This is a genomic window from Coleofasciculus sp. G1-WW12-02 (genome assembly GCF_040219735.1).
Taxonomy (GTDB): domain Bacteria; phylum Cyanobacteriota; class Cyanobacteriia; order Cyanobacteriales; family Coleofasciculaceae; genus Coleofasciculus.
This window is the reverse complement of the sequence record NZ_JAVJRX010000059.1, coordinates 25,629-46,588: the sequence shown is the minus strand read 5'-3', so window position 1 is coordinate 46,588 and position 20,960 is coordinate 25,629. Positions and strand designations below refer to the sequence as shown.

14 protein-coding genes are annotated in these 20,960 nt (G+C 43.2%); 10 read left to right on the top strand and 4 right to left on the bottom strand.

All coding sequences use genetic code 11. From position 1 onward, the window contains the following. The first annotated feature begins 287 nt into the window (after positions 1-287). The 7 genes from RID09_RS10375 to RID09_RS10345 all read left to right on the top strand — a co-directional run bounded on the left by RID09_RS10375 (position 288) and on the right by RID09_RS10345 (position 10,389). Positions 288-1,484, top strand: a complete 1,197-nt coding sequence (locus RID09_RS10375; RefSeq protein WP_446335866.1) for a V4R domain-containing protein — start codon at positions 288-290, stop codon at positions 1,482-1,484. Between the two features lie 81 nt (positions 1,485-1,565). Then, complete coding sequence (locus tag RID09_RS10370) at positions 1,566-3,155, top strand: SpoIIE family protein phosphatase (RefSeq protein WP_446335865.1); 1,590 nt, start codon at positions 1,566-1,568, stop codon at positions 3,153-3,155. 48 nt (positions 3,156-3,203) lie between these two features. Further along, positions 3,204-3,782: a slr1658 superfamily regulator gene (locus RID09_RS10365; RefSeq protein ID WP_446335864.1), complete on the top strand. Its 579-nt coding sequence runs from the start codon at positions 3,204-3,206 to the stop codon at positions 3,780-3,782. A gap of 33 nt (positions 3,783-3,815) precedes the next feature. Then, on the top strand, positions 3,816-4,160 hold the full coding sequence (locus tag RID09_RS10360; protein WP_446335863.1) for a slr1659 superfamily regulator: 345 nt from the start codon (positions 3,816-3,818) through the stop codon (positions 4,158-4,160). A gap of 334 nt (positions 4,161-4,494) precedes the next feature. Beyond that, positions 4,495-8,679 (top strand): transporter substrate-binding protein, encoded by a 4,185-nt coding sequence (locus RID09_RS10355; RefSeq protein WP_446335862.1) that lies wholly within the window; start codon positions 4,495-4,497, stop codon positions 8,677-8,679. A gap of 154 nt (positions 8,680-8,833) precedes the next feature. Beyond that, on the top strand, positions 8,834-9,472 hold the full coding sequence (locus tag RID09_RS10350) for a GDSL-type esterase/lipase family protein (RefSeq protein ID WP_446335861.1): 639 nt from the start codon (positions 8,834-8,836) through the stop codon (positions 9,470-9,472). 605 nt (positions 9,473-10,077) lie between these two features. Further along, entirely contained in the window at positions 10,078-10,389 is a 312-nt protein-coding gene (locus tag RID09_RS10345) for a hypothetical protein (RefSeq protein WP_446335860.1), read from the top strand. A gap of 474 nt (positions 10,390-10,863) precedes the next feature. On the opposite strand, the gene RID09_RS10340 is transcribed toward RID09_RS10345, so the two are convergent. Next, the gene (locus tag RID09_RS10340) at positions 10,864-12,399 is read right to left on the bottom strand and encodes a multicopper oxidase family protein (RefSeq protein ID WP_446335859.1); all 1,536 of its coding nucleotides are present in this window, start codon (positions 12,397-12,399) and stop codon (positions 10,864-10,866) included. Between the two features lie 339 nt (positions 12,400-12,738). Between RID09_RS10340 and RID09_RS10335 the strand changes: the two genes are divergently transcribed. Continuing rightward, on the top strand, positions 12,739-13,671 hold the full coding sequence (locus RID09_RS10335) for an NACHT domain-containing protein (RefSeq protein ID WP_446335858.1): 933 nt from the start codon (positions 12,739-12,741) through the stop codon (positions 13,669-13,671). Between the two features lie 36 nt (positions 13,672-13,707). Further along, positions 13,708-15,078, top strand: a complete 1,371-nt coding sequence (locus tag RID09_RS10330; protein WP_446335857.1) for an NACHT domain-containing protein — start codon at positions 13,708-13,710, stop codon at positions 15,076-15,078. Positions 15,079-15,242: 164 nt separating this feature from the next. Here the strand turns inward: RID09_RS10330 and RID09_RS10325 are convergent, their stop codons facing one another. Then, entirely contained in the window at positions 15,243-17,357 is a 2,115-nt protein-coding gene (locus tag RID09_RS10325) for a cytochrome-c peroxidase (RefSeq protein ID WP_446335856.1), read from the bottom strand. Positions 17,358-17,646: 289 nt separating this feature from the next. Here RID09_RS10325 and RID09_RS10320 point away from each other — a divergent pair, with 289 nt between their 5' ends. Further along, positions 17,647-17,778, top strand: a complete 132-nt coding sequence (locus RID09_RS10320; protein ID WP_446335855.1) for a hypothetical protein — start codon at positions 17,647-17,649, stop codon at positions 17,776-17,778. 149 nt (positions 17,779-17,927) lie between these two features. Here the strand turns inward: RID09_RS10320 and crtR are convergent, their stop codons facing one another. Both crtR and RID09_RS10310 read right to left on the bottom strand, forming a co-directional pair. Then, positions 17,928-18,827 (bottom strand): beta-carotene hydroxylase, encoded by a 900-nt coding sequence (crtR, locus tag RID09_RS10315; RefSeq protein ID WP_446335854.1) that lies wholly within the window; start codon positions 18,825-18,827, stop codon positions 17,928-17,930. A 245-nt stretch (positions 18,828-19,072) separates the two neighbouring features. After that, positions 19,073-19,915, bottom strand: a complete 843-nt coding sequence (locus RID09_RS10310; protein WP_446335853.1) for an alpha/beta fold hydrolase — start codon at positions 19,913-19,915, stop codon at positions 19,073-19,075. Positions 19,916-20,960 lie beyond the last annotated feature (1,045 nt).

Here is a 20,960-nt window from a genome sequence, read left to right as displayed (position 1 = left end):
CTCTTTCCAATCGAATGTCTCTTCCTTGATCCTATTTCTCTATAAACTGATATAATCTCAATCTATAGCCGTTTTTGGTTCCATGGAATACAGTCCCAGGCTCAGGATTCATCGTTTATCGTTCATGGCAACTTCATTAGGCAATAAACCCTGTCTATAGCATTTCCCAATGAAACGTGAAAACCTTACCCCTCTCAGGGTGAGATTAATAACTCAAATGAAAAGGCTATATTTATTCTCTGAAGGAGTACCATGAACAATTTTAGACCGCCACTCACTAAGAACCAATGAAAACTCCAACAGAAAAAGAATTAACTGAACGCTTCAATTTAGTATTTGACCCTCATACTTATCGTCGCATTATTGGCAAAAAAGAGGTAGTGATTCACTGCCATCATTATAACGCTCGCCTGCAAAATATTATAGAAGGCACTAAGCAAATTAATGGCAAAGCGATTATTTTATCAGCGACTGAAGAAATCTTCTCAGACTATATCCAGAATTTTTTTGATTCTGAAGATACCTTAGCAGATAAATGGCAAATAGCCGCAAAACTCTATGCTCACTTAGGATATGGACATTTGGACTTTTCCCAAATTAATCAAGGCATAGTTACGTCAAGTAGTTCCCACTTTGTCGAAGGATGGAAAGCCGGATTTATTGAGTCAAACTGTCCCGTCTGTACGTTTACAGAAGGGTATCTTCAAGGTGTGATTCATGGAATTACTGGAAAATCGGTGTATGTCAAGGAAAAAGCTTGTATGAATATGGGTGCGGATACGTGTCAGTTTATCGTCGATCAATCCCGAACTACTTCTGTAACTTATCTGCCGAAGCTAAACCTAAAGTTTAACCCTAAACCCACGAGTGAATTTGCTCACTCTAATATTGATGAGAAAAAAATTATTAATGCTCTAGTTGAAATGCCGTTTTATGGGAATAATCAGGGATTAATTCCGGCGTTTAATGTTTATTTAGCTAACACTCCAGCGGATTTTTATAATTTAATCTGTATTCGTTTTATAGAAAGCATGAAAAAACAAGGGTTATTCAGTACAGCTAAACAACTTCTTTTATTTGCTGGAGAAGTCTGTGCTGTGAACACCCTTCGCGGTATTATTATTTCAGCAGAATGGTATGAGTTAATTGCCCCCATGGTTGAAGAAGAATCGGATAACTTATATGGATTAATTGCGGTAACAAATGGTTTGGGTTGGGGCAATTGGCATGTCATCAATTATGAACCGGGCGAAACGTTGCAAATGGAAGCTCTCAATGGATACGAAGCTTTGGGTTATCTAGCCTATAAAGGCGAAGCAACAGAACCCCAATGTTTTGCGTTAACAGGTGTCGCAGCGGGAATTATGGCACTCCTTCATGGCGAAGGTACTGTTGAGGAACGGGTAGGAACCTATGCTTCAGAAGAAAGCCACTGTATTTGTTGTCAAGAATTATCTTGTAAATTCCAGGTTGAATTACTTTAACGAGGCGGTTTAATTACTACAGTGAGTGACTAGGCGAAAGCAATAATAAATAGTTTTTTTAAATAAACAGGAGCTAATATCGTGAAGGATTGTCCTCTCTATGCCGTTTATACAGGAGGAATGCTCGTTTTAGATGACTCCCTAAACATATTTAACGTTACTCCGGAATTTTGTGAACATTTTGCCTGTACTCCTCAGTCTATTGTGGGAAAGCCGTTAGACAGCTTGTTTAGTCGCAAAGATAAAAGAGGCAGGTTTTTATTTCATGAAAAATTAAGTCAATATAAAAAAGGATTTCTGGACTTAACGATTGTTATTTTAGTTAACCAAAACGAATTTATTTCCCGTCTGCGATTAATTAAACGAGATAAAGAATGGCTGGCAATTTTTGAAAATATACTGGCTGAAGATGATGATCTTTTCCGGGAGTTTTATTTGGGACAAGAACGATGGACAAGTATCGTGCGAAATTCATCAGAGGGTATTGCTATCCTGGATAGTGAGGGACGGTTAGTCGAATTTAATAGTCGATTCTTTGAAATCATGCAATTCCGATCTGTTCATGGAGTTTTGCTTAATGAATCTGCTCTTTTAAATAAACATTTATTTAATTTATCAGATAATGAGCAGTTTAATTTAGCCAAAAAATATTTCGATAAAGCGAAAACGAACAAACGCAAATCTTACCAAGAGATTCAGCATTTATCCTATTATCTACGTTTAGAAATAACCCCTATTTATTTACCTGTCAAAGGATTTTCCGGATGTAGTTTTGTAATCAAGGACATAACCCACCAAAAACAGCTTGAATTCATGGCGCAACAGTTACAGCAAAAAAATCAGGAGTTGGAACTCCAAAAACAAGAGCTGCAAGCCGCCCATCAAAAAATTACTACTCTTAATCAAAAACTCCGACAAGAAAACCTGCGTCTGAGTTCTGAAATCGAGGTCACCAAGAAACTACAACAGATGATTTTACCTAAACAGGAGGAACTGGATTTAGTGGAAGGATTAGATATTGCTGGATTCATGCAACCTGCTGATGAAGTTGGCGGTGACTATTATGACGTAATTCAACAGAATGGTAACGTCAAAATTAGCATTGGTGATGTAACCGGACATGGTTTAGAAAGTGGAGTTTTGATGTTGATGACTCAAACGGCTGTGCGAACCTTACAAGAAAGTGAGGAAACCAATCCGGTGAGATTTTTGGATATTCTCAACCGCACTATTTATAGCAACATCCAGCGGATTAATCCCTATAAAAATATAACTCTGGCTGTTTTAGATTATGCCAATGGCACTTTGGGTGTCAGTGGTCAACATGAGGATGTTATTGTGGTGCGTAATGGAGGAAAAGTGGAACGGATTAATACAACTTATCTGGGCTTCCCTTTAGGATTAGAGGAAGAAATTTCTGAGTTTATTGCTCAGGAAAAAATAGAGTTAAATTCAGGAGATGTGGTAGTCTTATACACGGATGGTGTTACAGAAGCTTATAACTCCCAGCGACAACAATATGGACTAGAGCGGTTATGCGAAATTGTTAGTCGGAATTATCAGAAATCGACTCAGGAAATTAGACAAGTCGTGATTGACGATGTACGGCGTCATATTGGCAAACAAAAAGTTGCTGATGATATTACGTTGGTGATACTTAAACAGAAGTAAATCGCTGTTCATGTTTTCCATTCTCAAAAAACTATAATCTCAAAGGATATGAATCAAATATTAGGAAACTTCAGAGAAGATATACTTGCCGATTACAAGCTTTTTACGCTGGAGTTGTATGTCCACGCAATTTCTCGCGCCCGCCGTAAGCAAACTCGCTACTTGTCTGTTGCTTTCATGACGGACTATATCGCCAATCTTTTTCCTACCCATGAGGACGATATCCAAACCTTTGAACGACAACTAAAAATCAAGAGTGCCGCGACTTATATCACCAATGAATTATTAGAGAATTGCATTAAATTCCATGATAGTCTGGTTAAATATCCAATAAAAATTAGTAGCTGCTTGCAGGAAAAAACATTAATATTAATGGCTACAAATTGCGTGAATCAAGACAAGTTAAAAAAAATGGAGGCATTTGTTGACGAATTTCTTACCTCTGATCTTAATGAATTTTATTTTAGACAATTGGAAAAAGGTGCTGAAGAGAATAGTGATCAATCGCAGTTGGGTTTTCTCAGCATGACTAATGATTATAGTGCTAAGTTAGGCTGGAAAATTGAAACCATTAACCAAAACCCTGAAGTAAAAACGGTGACCACAATGGTACAGCTAACGATCTAATGAAGTCATAAGTAATAGGATGGAGTATATCGAATGAGCATTCAGACCGAAGACTATACGGTATGGTATGAACCAACAACGGCAACCGTGAACTTCAAAGGTTTATTGAGGGAAAGCCTAATTTCTGATTATAAACCCATCGAGGAATTACTGGATCAGGTTATGGTTCAAGAACTCCCCCTGATTACGATGAACTTACAGCAGCTAGAATTCCTGAACAGTTCGGGAATGAGTGTCTTGTCTCGATTTGTAATTCGTGTACGTAAGCAAAAAATTACTCAACTGATGGTTAAAGGTTCAACACAAATGCCTTGGCAAAATAAGCTTTTAAGTAACTGGCAACGGTTGGTGCCTACTTTAAAAATGGAGTGGGACTAGGACAAGAAGGCAGAGGGCAGAAGAGAAGGAGTAAGGAGGCAAAGTAGAATGAAATGAAAGATGGGCATTGTAACTCAATATACCTGAATTTACCTGAAGTTACTCTAACCTATCTAAAACTATAACCCTCAATTTTTATGAAATGATTTAGGTTAACCCAAGTATAATATAACTAAACTCAAACTCTAAAACTCATAGCGTTGATTTTGCTCTATAGTTTTGTGTAATTAGACTTTAACTTGAATAAAACTCCTGGTTGCCACTCAATTGCCTTGAAAAAGACTATCTATAGATTCCTCATACACTCTGTATAAAATAACCCTAGGCTTTGATCATGTTGCCTTTAAACCAGCCATCTTCTGCATCTGGAGTGCGAGTTGGTATCTTGCATTCCCAAACTGGCACAATGGCTCTTAGTGAGAGACCATTAATTGATGCAGCCCTGATGGCGATCGCACAAATCAATCAAGCCGGAGGCGTTTTGGCTCAAACCATTGAGCCGCTTGTGGTTGATGGTGCATCTGATCCAGCAGAATTTAAACGCCAAGCCCAACAACTGATTCAATTTGAGGGCGTAACCACAGTTTTTGGCTGTTGGACGTCGGCTACCCGTAAAGCGGTTAAACCCACATTTGAGACCTTAAATGCTCTCCTCTGGTATCCCCTACAATACGAAGGACTCGAAAGCTCTCCTAACATCTTTTATACGGGCGCTTGTCCCAATCAACAAGTGGAACCCGCCGTTTCTTGGCTACTGTCTAACAAAGGAAAGCGATTCTATCTGCTAGGTTCCGATTATGTTTTTCCCCGCACTTTAAATAAGATCATCGCCTCCCAACTCAAGCAACAAGGTGGGGAAGTCGTCGGGGAAGAATATGTAGACTTAGGGGAGACAGATTTTAGCGGCGCGATCGCACGAATTCAACAAACCCAACCGGATGTTGTTTTCAATACCCTTAATGGACAAGGAAACCAATTTTTCTATCATCAGTACCGAGACGCAGGGATAACCGCTGATGACATTCCAATTCTGGCGGTGAGTGTCGCGGAAGTGGAACTCCAAACCCTGGACGATGTGGCTGTTGGACATTATGCCAGTTGGAGTTATTTCCAGAGTCTAAATACACCCGAAAATAATCGATTTGTGCAGCAATTTCAGGCGCGATATGGTGTAAATCGGGTTACCTCTGATCCGATTGAAGCGGCTTACAGTCAAGTGTACCTGTGGAAATTAGCCGTCGAATCTGCCCAATCTTTTGCCGTGGATCAGGTACGATTAGCGGCATATAATCAAAGTTTTGCTGCACCGGGGGGACTGATTCAAATTCAACCCAATCATCATGTTGGCAAATATTCCTATATTGGACAAATTTTACCCGGTGGACAATTTCAGGTTATCCACAGGAGTAAAAATCTCATTAAACCGCTTCCTTGGTTAGGAGTTGAAAAACTCGATTTTAACAAATCAGACTTAGTAATTGAAATGCTCTCTCAAGTCAGCCAAGGGATTCAGGAAACCTGGCTTTATGAGCAAAAATCGCGCCAACTCGAAGCCTTGACGCATAAGTTAAAGCAAGCCGAACAAGCCTTACAGGAAAGTGCGATCGCGCTGCGTAATCATAATCTGGTGTTGACTCAATTAGCTAAAAGTCCCGCCATCCATCAAGGCGATTTAAACGCCGCTTTCGCTGAAATTACCCAAGCCGGTGTGAAAAGTCTGGGCGTTGAACGCACGGGGATTTGGTTATTTGACAAAACCAGAACCAAACTCCACTGTTTTGACCTATTTGACAAGCATCAAAACCACCATAGCCAAGACATTGAACTTGCTGTGGCGAACTATCCTACCTATTTTCAGGCATTACAGCATGACCAACTCATTGCCGCAGATTATGCCCAAACTGACCCGAGAACGCAAGAATTGTCGGCGTCTTATTTGATTCCCTGGGGTATCACCTCGGTTCTGGATGTGCCAATTCAGATTAGAGGAGAAATCGCCGGAATTATCTGTTTAGGACAAGTGGGAAGGGTTCGCCACTGGACACCAGAAGACCAGAATTTCGCGCGATCGCTTGCCGATTTAGTGTCCTTGGCAATTGAAGCGCGAGAACATAAACAAACCGAGTTTGATTTAGCGGAAAGCCAACGCAGTCTGGCAACATTAATGAGTAATATACCCGGTATTGCTTACCGTTGTCTCAATGACTCAGACTGGACGATGCTTTTTATCAGTGAAGGCTGCTATGAGCTTACGGGTTATCCAGTTGAAGCCTTCACGAAGCAAAAAATACTCACGTACAATCAACTCATTCATCCTGATGATCAAAACCCTGTATTTGATCAGATACAAGCGGCTCTAGATAATCACCATTCTTACCAACTCACTTATCGAATTATCACCGCAACTGGCGAATTAAAGTGGGTTTGGGAACAAGGTCAGGGCATTTTTGAACCCGATGGAAAGGTATTTTATCTAGAAGGTTTAATTACGGATATTACCGCACAAAAACAAACTGAAGCTGCATTACGTAAAAGTGAAGACCGTTGGCAATTAGTGCTAAATAGTACTCAGGATGGCATCTTTGAGTGGAATATCGCCACTGGAAAAGTATTTGCTTCTCCTCACTTGGGAGGGATGCTAGGTTACACCGATCCAACAGTACTGGAAAGCTTCGATCGTTGGCGTAATCTCGTCCATCCAGAGGATATTGATCAAGTTTTAGCCACATTGCAAGACCATTTAACGCGAAAAACTCCCCCGTACAAGTTTGAGTACAGGATGCGCTGTCAAGACGGTAGTTATAAATGGATTTTGGCACGGGGACAAGTGCAATGGAATGAAAACGGACAGCCTGTGCGGGTTGTCGGTTCTCAGCAGGATTTCAGCGATCGCAAACAAGCGGAAGAAGAGGTGAAACTCTTATTAAACCTTTCTCAGGCAATTAATGCGGCGTCCGATTTTGATACGGCTTTAGAGGTAGCATTGCAGAAGTTATGCGAAATCACGGGTTGGATTTATGGCGAAGCTTGGATTCCTTCCACTGATGAGTCAATTCTAGTCTCTAGCCGCCGTTGGCATTGTCAACGCCAAGGACTTGATCCGAGTTTGCAGGTAGCCATTGAGGGTTTCCGAGAATATAGTAAATTACTCACGTTCTACCCAGGAGAAGAGATTCCGGGAAAAGTTTGGTTAACTCAACACTCTCAATGGATCAGCGATTTTAGTCAAACCGATGATGTTTTGCTGCGATTGGAATCAGCGACAGCTTGTGGTTTAAAAGCGGGTTTTGGTGTACCGATTATTGCCAATGTTAACCTCGATAAACCAACAACCCAACCGAACAGTTGTTTGCTCAGTTCCCCCTCTTCAGTATTGGCAATCCTGGTATTTTTTATCCATTCTAACGGTTCTGAAGACAAACGATTGACCAAGTTAGTCAATGGTGTGGCGGCTCAATTGGGAACAGTGCTGCAACAGAAGAAAGTGCAAGCCGAAATGAAAGCTCTCTTTGCGGCAATGACTGATATGGTGACAGTGAGAGATGTTTCGGGACGCTGTTTGAATATGATTCCCACTAAGGTGGCAAATGTTTACAAATTACCAGAGGCAATGATGGGTAGAAAACTCCATGAGGATTTGCCACGTCCCCAAGCTGATCTGATTCTCCAGGCGATTCTCCAGGCAATATCGACCCAGGAAACTGTCTCGATTGAATATTCCCTACCGATTGATGGCAAGGAGGTTTGGTTAGCGGAAACGATTTCTCCCCTGTCTACAGAGACGGCTATTTTAGTCGCACGAGATATTAGCGATCGCAAGCAAGCAGAAGCCGCCCTTTATGTAGAGAAGCAAAAGTCAGAGCAGTTATTGCTGAATATTTTGCCTCAGCCTATTGTTGATCAGCTCAGAAATAATCCCGATGTCATTGCTGAACAATTTAACGATGTGACCATTTTATTTGCTGATTTAGTTGGATTTACTCCCCTAGGGGCTCGGTTAAAACCGATTGAGTTGGTTAAGTTACTCAATCAGATTTTTTCCCGGTTTGATGAGTTAGTTGATCAATTAGGAATAGAGAAAATAAAAACGATTGGTGATGCCTACATGGTGGCGGCTGGCTTACCAATTCCGCGATCCGATCATGCGGAGGCGATCGCGCAAATGGCATTGGCAATGCAAGGGGCGATGAAACGCTTTCAAGTTGAACTGGGTGAGGATATTAAAATCCGCATTGGTATTAATACAGGCGTTGTGGTTGCTGGGGTTATTGGTACGAAAAAGTTTATCTATGATTTGTGGGGAGATGCTGTTAATATTGCTTCCCGGATGGAATCCTCTGGTGAAGCTGGACGTATTCAAGTCACTGAAGCGACTTATGAGCGACTCAAGTATAACTACCCGTTGGAAAAGCGAGGAGCGATTAATGTGAGGGGGAGAGGCGAAATGGTGACCTATTGGCTTATGGGTGATCAAGCATCGTCTGGTATGAATAACGGTAAAAAAATTCCAATACTTTGACTATCAGCTCCATGAAATATGCCAAAATAATAGATAGACTCGTGAAAAGTTAACGATTATCTGGGCAGTTGTAGACGATCTCCTTGACTTCTTGTTGAGTGACCGCCGCTACACAGGCAAATCTACAATCTAAAATCATGTAAAGTATAAAATCATGGCACATATTATTCTTCTGGGGGATTCAATTTTTGATAATGCTGCTTATGTACCTGATGGTTTATCTGTCATTGACTTGCTAAAAAATTGCTTACCTCAAGGAGATCAGGCAACTCTTCTAGCTGTGGATGGAGATTCGATTCAGGAGATTGATTCCCAAATCCAGCGCTTACCAAGAGACGCCAGCCATGTATTTATTAGTGTGGGCGGTAATGATGCGTTACAATATGCCTCTATCTTGGTTCAATCCACCCAATCTTCCCCAAAGATGTTAGACGCGATCGCAACGATGAAAGCGGAGTTTTACCACAACTATCAGCAGATGCTGAAAGCGGTGTTGTCACTGGATAAACCGACTGCACTCTGTACAATTTATGACCAATGTCCCCTCCTTGATCCAGTCATGCGTCTATTAGCATTTACCGTGTTATCGATGTTTAATGATTGTATTATTCGACAAGCGGTTCAAGCGGGTTTACCCTTAATCGATTTGCGGGTGATTTGTGATGAAGTAACAGACTACTCCACGATTTCTCCCGTAGAACCGTCTATGTCTGGAGGACAAAAAATAGCCCGTGCGATCGCTACCGTTATGACTGAACATAACTTCTCAGAACGGCGTACTGTTGTTTATTGATCGGTTTGACAATTAAACCCAAACACAGATAAAACAAATTGGCTTGTAGGGGCGGGTTTTACCGTTACCTGTGGCAACAACCCCTCAATTCAATAAACCCGCCCTGATCCGAACCGTTAACGTTTATAATCCAGTCTAGGTAAACAGACGCGAGTTGGTTGAGTTACTTGATTCGACCTAGCTTTTTGAAGACTAAAGCCCTTACTACCAACACAGCAAAAGGCGCGATCGCACAACTTGCCTTTTGGTTTTATCACCTCTTTATTTAACAATTAAACTTAAACACAGACAAAAGAAATTAGCTTGTAGGGGCGGGTTTTACTGTTACCTGTGGCGAGAAACCCCTCAATTCAATAAACCCGCCCTGATCCCAACCATTAAGGTTTATAATTCAGTCTAAGTAGGCTCCACGGGAGTTGGTCGAGTTCCGTGAATTCTCTTCAACCATCAACGTTAGGGCAAGAATACCAATAGTGACTATTGGCTAATTAGCAGCTAGCATAAGATTTTTTTTATTTATCAAAATTCTAGGATAAATATTTGAACTTAAGCCAATTAATATGCTATAATGTTTGTTAAATTTGAATTCTCAGGAGAAGCTTTTCATGAAAATTAAATCATTTTTAATGATATCATTTATTGCTGCTCTTGTAACTTTACTGGTAGCCAAAGCAACGTTTAGTAATCCAGTTTTGCCGGATACCCAACCTCAAGGCTCAATAAACCTAAATATCGATGATCCAGTGTGCTATATGCAAACCGAAGACGGCACAGTTTTAGACCTGAGTAACTTGTGCGGCAAAGAGCAACTGAGTCGTCCAACCTCTACGGCTCGTACCTATGCACAACAACCTCAGGTTTATAACGTAAAAAAACTTAAAGAATTCGACGATTCCTTGTATGGTCCGGAAAACTAAGTTGATAGAATCAATACTCAATCTTGATTGGCAAAATAATTGTAGCTCTCCCTTACTTGTGATGGAAAACCCTCTATAGCAATCCTATTTAGGTTGTGGCAATTTTCAAAACTGAAACCCTTGATATATCGTAGGGTGGGCAATGCCCACCAACCTCATCTGAGCGTGCTATTCACCCTAGGTACGGGAGAGCCGAAACTGTAGGGGCGTAACGCCTTCATTGGTGTCAACGAATGCTCTCGCATCCGCTGATCTCCCCCATGCAACAAAGGCTCTCGCATCCGCTGGTCTCCCCCGTGCAAAAAACGCTCTCGCATCCGCTGGTCTCCCCCGTTCAAAAAACGCTCTCGCATCCTCTGGTCTCCCCCTTTTTAAGGGGGACGGAAGGGGGATCTAATAGGGGGACGCAAGGGGCTTGCGCCCGATTAAACTGTAAAATCTATTCCACCATTTTTGGCTGGGGGGAATTTCAGTTTATAAGGGTGGTGCGGGTAGTGGCTTGGGCGGAGCGACTAAAGCCGGATCAGTCGAGTTATTGCCGATTTGAATTGCCCGCATCATATCGTGATCTTCGTGAACTAAATTGTGACAGTGGGTCATATATCTGCCCGTGTGGGGACCAAATTTGCCCACGACTCGTACTGACTCATTACCACCTACGTAGATGACATCTTTCCAGCCTTCCTCATAGACAAAGGGTGGTTGTTCATTGCGGTCAATAATCTGACAGTCGATCAGATGAACGTGAATCGGATGAAACCAGCCGCCTGAATTCGTGTACAATGTCCAAATCTCAACATCGCCAACTTGGGGATTCGCATCAGATTCGTAGCGATTCCAAGTGTTGCCGTTGACTACCCATTGACCGCCTGTGCGTTCGTAGCGGAATTCTCGGGTACGTACTGCTTGGGGAATCAGTTGGGAAACAGGCGTCACGTAGCGGAGAGTGCTGGGGATTTCGCTGGTATCTTCGGCATCCCGTACCACATCAAAGCGCATGATCCGATCTGTTTTTTCGTAATCTTCGTTATTGTCGGGTGACTCATTTTCCAGCACAATTTTCGTGCCAATCGGATATTTGGAGAAGTCAAGGATAAACTCATAGCGTTCTGCCATACTGATGCGGAAGCTGTCTACGGCGACGGGGGCACTTCTCAACCCAGCATCTGTGCCGATCATAATAAACTCATCGCCGCTGCTTAGTTTGAGTCGGTAAGATCGGGAAACTGAAGCGTTGAGTACCCGGAAACGATACTTACGTCTAGCCACCTCCATCCGGGGCCATGCTACACCATTAACCGTAATCACATCTCCGAACAAACTTTTTTGACCCTGATCGTCGTAGACGATCTGACCTTTACGGTCAAATATTTTATCGTGGATGACTAGCGGTACATCATATTCACCACTGGGTAGGTTGAGATTCTGTTCGTATTCATCATAGACAATATACATTCCCGCTAGCCCCATGTTCACATTCGGGGCAGTTTTGTGAAGGGCATGGTCATGATACCAGATTGTAGCAGGTCGGTTATTTGGGTAAATAAAATCCTTATAGTAACCCGGTTCTACAGCGTCATGCGCCCAACCGTCATACTCCGGTAGCGCCGCCATCCCATGCAAGTGAATCACCATCGGCACATCCAGTTTGTTGATGTAGCGGACAACTGACTGCCGATCCCGCTTTTGCTTAATCGTCGGACCCGGAAATATGCCACCGTAGCCCCAAATCTCAGTGCTTTTCCCTGGGATGATCTGCGCCTGTGCTTTTGTGATGGCTATTTCGTAGTAATCGGTTCCTTCAAAATCTTGTAACCCATTAGAACCGGACGTGTTATCACTGCGGACTGGCTGAAGTACTGGCGGTACCCGGAAAGGTAGGGTAAAGGGATTCCCGGCGGGACTCTCCGGATCTTTAGCATGGGCAATGCGCTGGAATCCGGCGGGTAGGACAAGCAAACCTCCTGCGATCGCGGCGTACTTCAGTAGTTCTCTCCTCTTAATCGTCATGCGTTCCCTAGAGTCTATGACCTAAAAATTTGTTAAGCAGCGGAACTAATGGCAAAAGCTCTTCGTCCCCTTCGGATTTTGCCAAAGGGGTGTCAAAGATTAGGTTGAGCTGAGGTAAAACTTTTGTAAAGCAATGCTAAAATATGTAAAATAATGTAAAGTTTATGAGAACCTGCGCTGGCAACCGTAACACGACTGAGCCTGCCTAAGCTCCGTTAGACAAGGGAAATCAGAGATCATGCTGTCAAACTTAGGGAAGTTACATGTAAAACTTTGGCTTTGTCAGTGAAATTACTCAATAGCAGCTTCTTTATCCCTCTGGAATCACTAGATTGAATTATGAGCAAGCGAGCCAAGCGATCGCTACAGCTATCTCTCCAAGGCATAGAACAAGCCAAGAAGGCATTAACGGCGAAAGCCTTGAGCCAGACTACGTTAGCTAAACAGTTGCAAATCACTCGTCAAACCATCAGTAAATTTTTCCGAGGGGAGCGAGTCGATCGTCAGTATTTTATCCAGCTTAGTGAAAGTCTTGATCTCGAATGGGACGAAATCAGTCAGCCATCGTCTAGCGAGGGGGACTTAAAAACAACAGCCTCCGAGTCAAACAGTTCTCAACTTGATGTGATTGTCCATAGATTGTATCAGCAAGGATATGGGAGTATTCAACATCGGTATGGCACAATGCGGGTGCTGGATATGTCCCAGCCGATTCCTTTAAATAAGATTTACATCGACGTTCATGTTTTAGAAACCATCCAATCCCGTAGGCGTCTTGAAGTTGCTGATCTGGGGATTACTGAAAATTATTCCAGCTTGAATAAAAACCCCGAAGAAAGAATACTGGGATTGCAAGCCATTGAGAAGTATTCAAGGCTGATAATTCTCGGAAAACCCGCGTCAGGGAAAACAACATTTTTAAAGTATTTAGCGCTTCAGGGTGATTCTGGAATATTTCCAGATAAAAAACTACCGATTTTTATCTCTCTTAAAGATTTCGTGTCTACGGAAAGAAATCTCAACTTACAAAATTATATTCAGAGAATTTTCTTTATGTGTTACGAAAAGGAAATTAATCTTTTTAAGAAATTGTTATATAGTGGCAGATTTTTGATTTTATTAGATGGTCTAGATGAAGTTAGCCAGCCCTATAGAGGAGACGTAATCCGAGAAATCAATAAACTAGCTGATGATTTTTATAAAAATCATTTTGTGATTAGTTGCAGACTTGCCGCAATCGACTATAGATTTGAAAAGTTTACAGAAGTATAACTTTCAGAATTTGATCAGCAACAAATTATCGGTTTTGTGAAAAAATGGTTCTTGGATAATGAGTGCAAGCAAAAGAAACTGATTGATGAAATTCAGAGTCATCACTCCATCAAAGACTTGGCAACCAATCCCTTATTACTCACCTTCCTATGTCTAGTATTCGAGCAATCAAATAGTTTTCCTCAATCTCGCTCAGAGTTATATAAAGAAGCCATAGATATTTTGCTCAAAACCTGGGATACTCAGCGCAGTATTGAGCGAACGGGAGTTGGCGAAAAAATATCCGTACAGCGCCAGGAAGACTTGCTTAATCAAATCGCTTTCTTCACTGCCACACAAGGACGTTATTTGTTTAAGCAAAAAGAAATTGAACAGTATATCGCTACTTATCTGCACAGTTTACCCAATAATCCAAACATCTGTGAAGATGAGCCACTAGATAGCTATACCGTCGTCAAATCTATCGAAGCACAACATGGCATATTAGTCGAGCGTGCTAAAGGAATTTACTCCTTTTCACATCTAATATTTCATGAATATTTAACGGCTAAAGCCATTGTTGCTAGTCCGACATCTAACGAACTCAATAAAGCATTGCAATTGATTACCCGTCAAATAACTAACAAGTTTTGGCAAGAAGTTGGCTTGCTCACGGCTGAGATGTTGCCCAAAGCAGACCCTCTGTTAGAACTGATGAAACAACAGATAGATGGACTGGTGGCTGAAGACAAACAACTCCAAAAATTTCTGACCTGGCTCGATGAGAAAGCAGGTACCGTCCCGACAGCTTATGAATCAGCAATTGTTCGCGCTTTTTACTTCGATCTGTCTGTGGATCAGATTCTGGGTGGGATTGGCAATACGCTGACTTTAGCTCGTGCTTTAAACCCCAAGTTAACCGACAATCTTGAGTTAGAACTGGCTTTTGATCTGGCTATCGAGTGCATCCTAGCTCTCAATCAAGTCTTAGCGCTAACGGACGATCCCATAGATGTTTTGGGTTCAGTCATTTCTCGTGCGCTTAACTATGCTAATTTGCTGGAGAATAAGCAAGATAATAGTAAAGTTTTGCCGAATTGGAGAAGCAGCCAAGCTCCGTCGCTACGTCAATTACTGCAAGACTTCCACCATCAAGCTAATTTAATTGAAACGATAAGCGAGTTTCAGGACTGGTGGCAAGGAAAGGGTAAAGCTTGGATTGAAGCCCTGAGAACGGCAATGATTGAGCAACGCAATGTCGGTCATAATTGGCAGTTCAATCAGGAGCAAGTGGCAGTATTAAAGCAGTATTACAACGCCAATGAATTTCTGGTCAATTGTCTCAAGAGGGCTGAGAGTGTAACTCCCGAAGTGAACGAAGCCATTCAAAAATCGTTGTTATTACCCGTTGCCAAACTAAAAAAATAGCTGACCCTCTAAAGGATACGGCTACTTTGACAGTCCTTAAAAGTTTTACCCTCTAGTAGAGACGTAGCATGCTACGTCTCTACACCGGATTTGACATCCTCACCGCCCTATAAGTGCGGCGATTCCTCACCACGCCGTAGGGGTTGGGTAACCCAATTTTTCGGTCACTGGCACATGTACCCTCCAGGTAGAGGGACGAACGTCGTTCCAGCCGGACAATCCTGTTGGGTGTATCCTCCTCCAGGGGGAGAAGCCGTTGTCTCGGCGGTGGATGAGGTTGATTCTGCTTCAGTTTGTACCGCCATTTCCAGGAAATTCGCCCGAACCGAACCACCGTTACGACCTACAGCAGGTAGTTCTAAAATCAGATCCTTAGCTTTGCCAGTACCGTCATTCTGGACAGACTGTTGGTTCCCCTGCTGTCCGTCGGAAATTAATAACTGCGGATGGTCGAAGGGCGCTTTATCATAGCGTACTCGTTCATCGGTAAGAGCTTTCATGAAAGCCACTAAATCCGCTTGTTCCTGCTCTGTCAGCCCTAGGTTTACGATATCTGGGTCGAGATTGGCGATATTTTCATTGTGAAAGTCGCCGCCGCGATTGTAAAATTCCACAACTTGTTTGAGGGTTAACTGTCCACCATTGTGGAAGAAAGGAGCAGTCAGTTCCACATTACGCAAACCCGGAGTCTTGAACGCTCCATCCACAGCTACTCGCTCCTGGGGCTTGAGCGCACCGGTTGGCGCACCCTCATCACCAGGAACAACTGGGAAAGGAGAACCATCCTGCTGTTCCAAGCGCGACATAGACAGGGGTTGACCAAAGGGATCTTTACCACCTACACCTAGGTCTTCTAACGTCGGTCTGACAGCAATGTTATAAAAACCATTGTCATAAACCGCAACACCTTGAGCCATCTTCATGCGTTCGAGGGGTTGGTTTTTGACATTTGCCACCGATGCATTAGTAAATTCGGGTCCGCCGTGACAGTTGATGCATTTACCCTTGTTCTGGAAAATCTCCAGCCCTCGCTTTTGTTGCTCAGTGAGGGCGTTGGTTTTCCCTTCCATATAGTGGTCGAAGGGTGTCTCATCGGAAATTAAGCTCGCCTCATACGCCTGAACCGCGAGTCCAAAGAATAGGGTAAAGTTATAGTCGATTTGCCAGAATTCGTTAGTCGTCAGAGTCTGATTTTTCGGGTTAAAGAACGTCAATTCACCACTCTCTTCAATCCGGATTGCCTGATTGGAATTCCACCACTCCGGCTTAAACGCCGCCTTAATCATCGACTCATAATTTGATGTCGTCAGCCCTGGGTTAGGTGCTTGGCTCAGGTTACCCAGAACGCTGTCTTCAGGATGCACCAGTTGATCGGCTAGGGGTCTGAGTCGGTTAATCCTTTGACCCAACTTAGCTCGTTTCTTGTTTTTATTCAGTTTGATGCCAATATCCGGAAATGTGCGCTCATCAGCAGACATCTCGAAGAAGCTCAAAGGCGGTCCTACGGCTTGAGATGCCAACGATGAATTGTTGAGGCTGATTTTGACTTTTTCTAGGTTATTCTTGTCTTTTTTGAGGACAAAGGCATTGGCATCTCTGGCGCCGAAGGGATTGACGCCGTTGAAGTCTTCTTGGGCGCGTCCATCCCAGAAGTTACGGAAGTTGAACACGGCATTAATCACAGAGGGCGTGTTGCGGGGTTCTACCCGACGAACTTCGATGTCTCCGACATGGAAAACTGGGTCAGGTAGGAAGGTGACATCTTCTTGGGAACTGCCTGGAATAATGTCATTGAATTTCGATAAGAAAACGCCTTGAGAGGAGCTGACATCGTTCGTGTCAGCCAAAACTGTGGAGTTGCGGTTATTGGGATTACTTAATTTGTGGAAAGGATAGTCTTCCGGCTTAAGCTGGTAGTTGGCTGCCCCACCTAGGTCAAATACCTGATCCGGATTGGGACTTTTATTAGGGTTGACTTGCAACAGTCCTGGACTAAGCTGGTTTTTGGAGCGATTATCGGCTCCTGCATGGAAATGGCAACTGGCACAGGAGGTGAAACCATCGCTCCCCAGTTGCATATCCCAAAATAATGTCTTTCCTAGGGCAATCGCGGCAGTTTTGTCCTTAATAAAGTCTCCAATATTGTCAGGTTCGGGAACCGATACCGTTTTCAGGGATGCCAGAGTACTGGGATTGGCTGGGGCTATTTGCGCGGAAACCCCATTGCCAACCACTACTGCGGCTGTTACCATCGCTGCGATCGCAGTAGTTCGGGTCAATTTTAATGACCCCCGTTTCCAAGGGAACTTTTTTCCCTTCCACCACTGGCTGGGCAGGTTCCGAGGGTGAGCGTGAAACTGATTTATAACGGCTGGCTGTCGCCCTCTCAAAAGCGACATAATCACAGCGCGACTCGATGCGTTGAGAAAGCGTATTAGGAGAGTAAGGGATAAACCCAAAGTTAGAAATTCCAGGATTTTCAAGTGTACAAGAAAGTAGAAACCACTCTGAACTTTAAGACAGATTACTCGCCTTAGCTTAAATTCTTTAACAAATCTTAATAAAGTTTTGTTAAGTATTTCTGCCGCCAGCCCCTGTTTATCCCCATTCGGCACTCTCAAGGGTCATCCTACAGACAAGGGGCGATCGCACCATTTCTCTGATATGATTTTCACCATGGAAAAATGTGCCTACCTATAGCCTCTACACCAAGCCATTCAGACAAAGACATGCCTAGGGCGCGATCGCACCCTAGGCATTTTGGTTTTATCGCCTCTGCTTTTGACTTACATTCAGCGACAGTAGGGGTTTGCTTACCAAACCCCTACTACGAACCCAATCTCATCTGTCTAATTTTCGCGAGTTTTCTCAGACCGTTTATGATGAAAACGAATTCCCAGGAAAATATCATAGACGAAACTTAAAAAATCTTTGCCTTGTAGCAGTCCCAATGACTGATGACAGCCCTTTTTTGCTAATAGAGGCTTAGTAGCTCTATAGGCTCCTTGATATTTATACCAGGGAATAGAGGGCCACAGATGATGAATCAAATGGTAATTCTGACCCATAATCATAATATTCAGGATCGGGCTAGGATAAACCCTAGCATTTTTCCAGCGATCGCGTTCTTTAAAAGGACGATGGGGTAAATAGTCAAAAAACAAGCCTAATGCCAACCCGACAACCAGTGCTGGGGTAAACCAGAAGTTCATAATGTAGCCCAAAAAGCCATACTGACACGCCAGGTAAATCACCCCAGCAACGAAAGCTCGGCTCAAGAACCATTCGATCAGTTCATACTTACGCCACAAGCGGCGCTTAAAGAAAAAGACCTCATGGTAAAAAAAGCGTGCTGCAATTAACCACAGAGGTCCCCCCGTTGACACAAAATGATCGGGATCGTTTTCTGGATCATTAACATTGGCATGATGCTGCATGTGTACCCGGGTAAACACCGGGAAAGCAAACCCCAACATCAGCGCACTCCCATGACCCATCAGCGCATTCGCGATCCGATTTTTGTGGGCAACATTGTGAGAGGCATCATGGATTACCGTACCCGCCATATGCAATGCTAGGACATTAATGCTAAAGCACAAGGGTGCAGGTAACTCCCACAGCCAGTAACCGCAGGTCGAGAAGACGATCAGAGCTATCGCTACTATAAACATTAGTAACGTTAGATTAAAATCTTCGGGGGGACCCAAGAATTCTCTGGGTACGGTCAGTGGCTTGATTGCCTCCGACATCGTTGTCTTTACTCCTTATTAACTATCCATTGGTAGTATAAGATGTCTTAACAAAATTATAAAGTTTTGTTGACATCAGGTCATTTAATCAAAATTGACCGACTGATAAGCTTAACATTTGTTTTCCAGATGTGCCACGGCGCGTCTGGGAGATGAGGGAGATGAGGAAGATGGGGAAGGTAAGGAAAATGAGGTGTTCAAGACGTAGCAGGGTACGTCTCTGATAGTTCAGATCAACTCCTCGCTTAAACAACCCCTATAATTTCCGATAAATCGGGTTCAGTTTCGGGCTGAGGAAGGCTGAGATCTAAAAAATTTTGTTGTTTTAATATTTCAAATAGGTTGACATCCGTTTCTAGTAAACAAGCATGACCAGATTTCGGTAGCACTGACATCGTGGCATTTGGCAGATACTTGACTAATGACTTGGCTTCTGCTAAAGAAGACCACAAGCGGTCAGCAGCGCTGGCGAGGATGAGGACGGGTTGGGTCAACTGTTCGAGTTGTCCTGGATGAACCTTAAAATTCCTCAGCATTGAGACTCGCCAATGCATAGTTTTTGCAGGCATTGACCGCATAGCATCTAAGAGGGCGCGGCGATTGCTGGGAACCATCCGATTGAGGGATGATAAAACAGGTAACAATGTCAAGGCAGATAAGTGATAAATATTATCCGGTAATACGCCTAACCATTGCGATCCCCAAAGTAACCAAGAGGGTTGACTCACGGATGTGGCTGGGTTACTTAAAATGATTCGGTGCGATAGATGGGGGGCACTGAGGGATACCTTCAGCGCTAAACAGCCACCAAATGACTCGCCACATAAATAAACGCTTTGGCAGCGTCGTTGGCTGAGTTCTTTGGTAATTAAACTGGCGACGTGATTGGCTAAGTCTTCCCAGGGACTCAAATCATGGGGAGGAATAACCAAACAACGAACATCAAACGCTGCGGCTAAACTTGGCATCTGCGATCGCAATAGCTGACCGGTTCCATCCATCCCCGGTAAAAATACGAATAAGGGATAATCGGGATTGTGCGATCGGGGTGTCAGAAAATAAGGATGACTCTTTAGCTCTGGCATCATTGACTCCAGGCAACCCTTCGATGATACTAGATGACTTTCCCCCGTAGGGGCTTTCTCTCCTGAGACACTGTTCCGTACTGATTAGTACTGATACAATCCTCAGGGATAGTTATTTAATCTTTCTTTACAATAAGCGGTAATACGGCTGACTGGCAAATATCTAAAGGTGGGGATGATTGAAATGGAGAGGAAGATGGGAACAATCAGGGAGATGAGACAGCCTGTTCCAGACGTAAGGCGTGGAACGTCTGGAAGCTTTGTGAGATGGGGAGGATAGGGCGGATGGATAAGCTGGGAAAGCTGGGGAAGCCTGGGAAACCAGGAGAGTTAACTCACGCACCATGCCTTATGGGCTTAGTGTTGGGTCAAAACTCATAACTCTCGCACTTCCCCCATTCAACAACAGCAGTTGACAAAATAGCTATTATATGAATAGGCGACAAAGAGAAAGATCTTACCTCTCCTGCTGCCTTTGCCCAATATCTAGACCGTTGATCTGTCACTCAACCTAGAGATGAGCTTGAGCTATGCTAATTTAACGAAATAATTCCTGATATTGAGAAATAACTCTTTTTTTTAGTTAGTTTAAGCTTTTTTAAACAAAGTTTAGTAAACTTTGTTAATATTTTGTAGTATTTAATACTTCTTCTGGGCAAAATGTTAAGTAAAGCCAACTGGCAATACCATGCCAACCAAGTAAGGGAGGGCGTTTTAGGAAACAATCGATGATTTCTCACCGAACTCAAAGAAACAGATTTAGGCGTCAAGAGCAACTTAGCCAACCAACTTAAGGACTTACTTCGCCAAAGCTTAGGTAAGAGGTATGCTTATTACCAAAGGGTTAGAGTAGAGGGTATCCACCAAGACAGTGGCAAGCGAGCATATTCCAGAGTTGATCAAGTAACGGTTAAGCGATCGCGTGGCTAATACTCAGACTGTCCTCACCTTGAGGCAAGTCGGCAAAAACATCATTTCTGGAATTAATGCCCTCAACTCATTTAACCTATTCCTTACCAAACATGAGTTTGGGAGTTTGTACAAGAAT

Coding starts and splice junctions, on each gene's coding strand:
- RID09_RS10375 (WP_446335866.1), top strand. CDS start 288: ATGAAAACTCCAACAGAAAAAGAATTAACTGAACGCTTCAATTTAGTA.
- RID09_RS10365 (WP_446335864.1), top strand. CDS start 3,204: ATGAATCAAATATTAGGAAACTTCAGAGAAGATATACTTGCCGATTAC.
- RID09_RS10360 (WP_446335863.1), top strand. CDS start 3,816: ATGAGCATTCAGACCGAAGACTATACGGTATGGTATGAACCAACAACG.
- RID09_RS10355 (WP_446335862.1), top strand. CDS start 4,495: ATGTTGCCTTTAAACCAGCCATCTTCTGCATCTGGAGTGCGAGTTGGT.
- RID09_RS10350 (WP_446335861.1), top strand. CDS start 8,834: ATGGCACATATTATTCTTCTGGGGGATTCAATTTTTGATAATGCTGCT.
- RID09_RS10345 (WP_446335860.1), top strand. CDS start 10,078: ATGAAAATTAAATCATTTTTAATGATATCATTTATTGCTGCTCTTGTA.
- RID09_RS10340 (WP_446335859.1), bottom strand. CDS start 12,399: ATGACGATTAAGAGGAGAGAACTACTGAAGTACGCCGCGATCGCAGGA.
- RID09_RS10335 (WP_446335858.1), top strand. CDS start 12,739: ATGAGCAAGCGAGCCAAGCGATCGCTACAGCTATCTCTCCAAGGCATA.
- crtR (WP_446335854.1), bottom strand. CDS start 18,827: ATGTCGGAGGCAATCAAGCCACTGACCGTACCCAGAGAATTCTTGGGT.
- RID09_RS10310 (WP_446335853.1), bottom strand. CDS start 19,915: ATGATGCCAGAGCTAAAGAGTCATCCTTATTTTCTGACACCCCGATCG.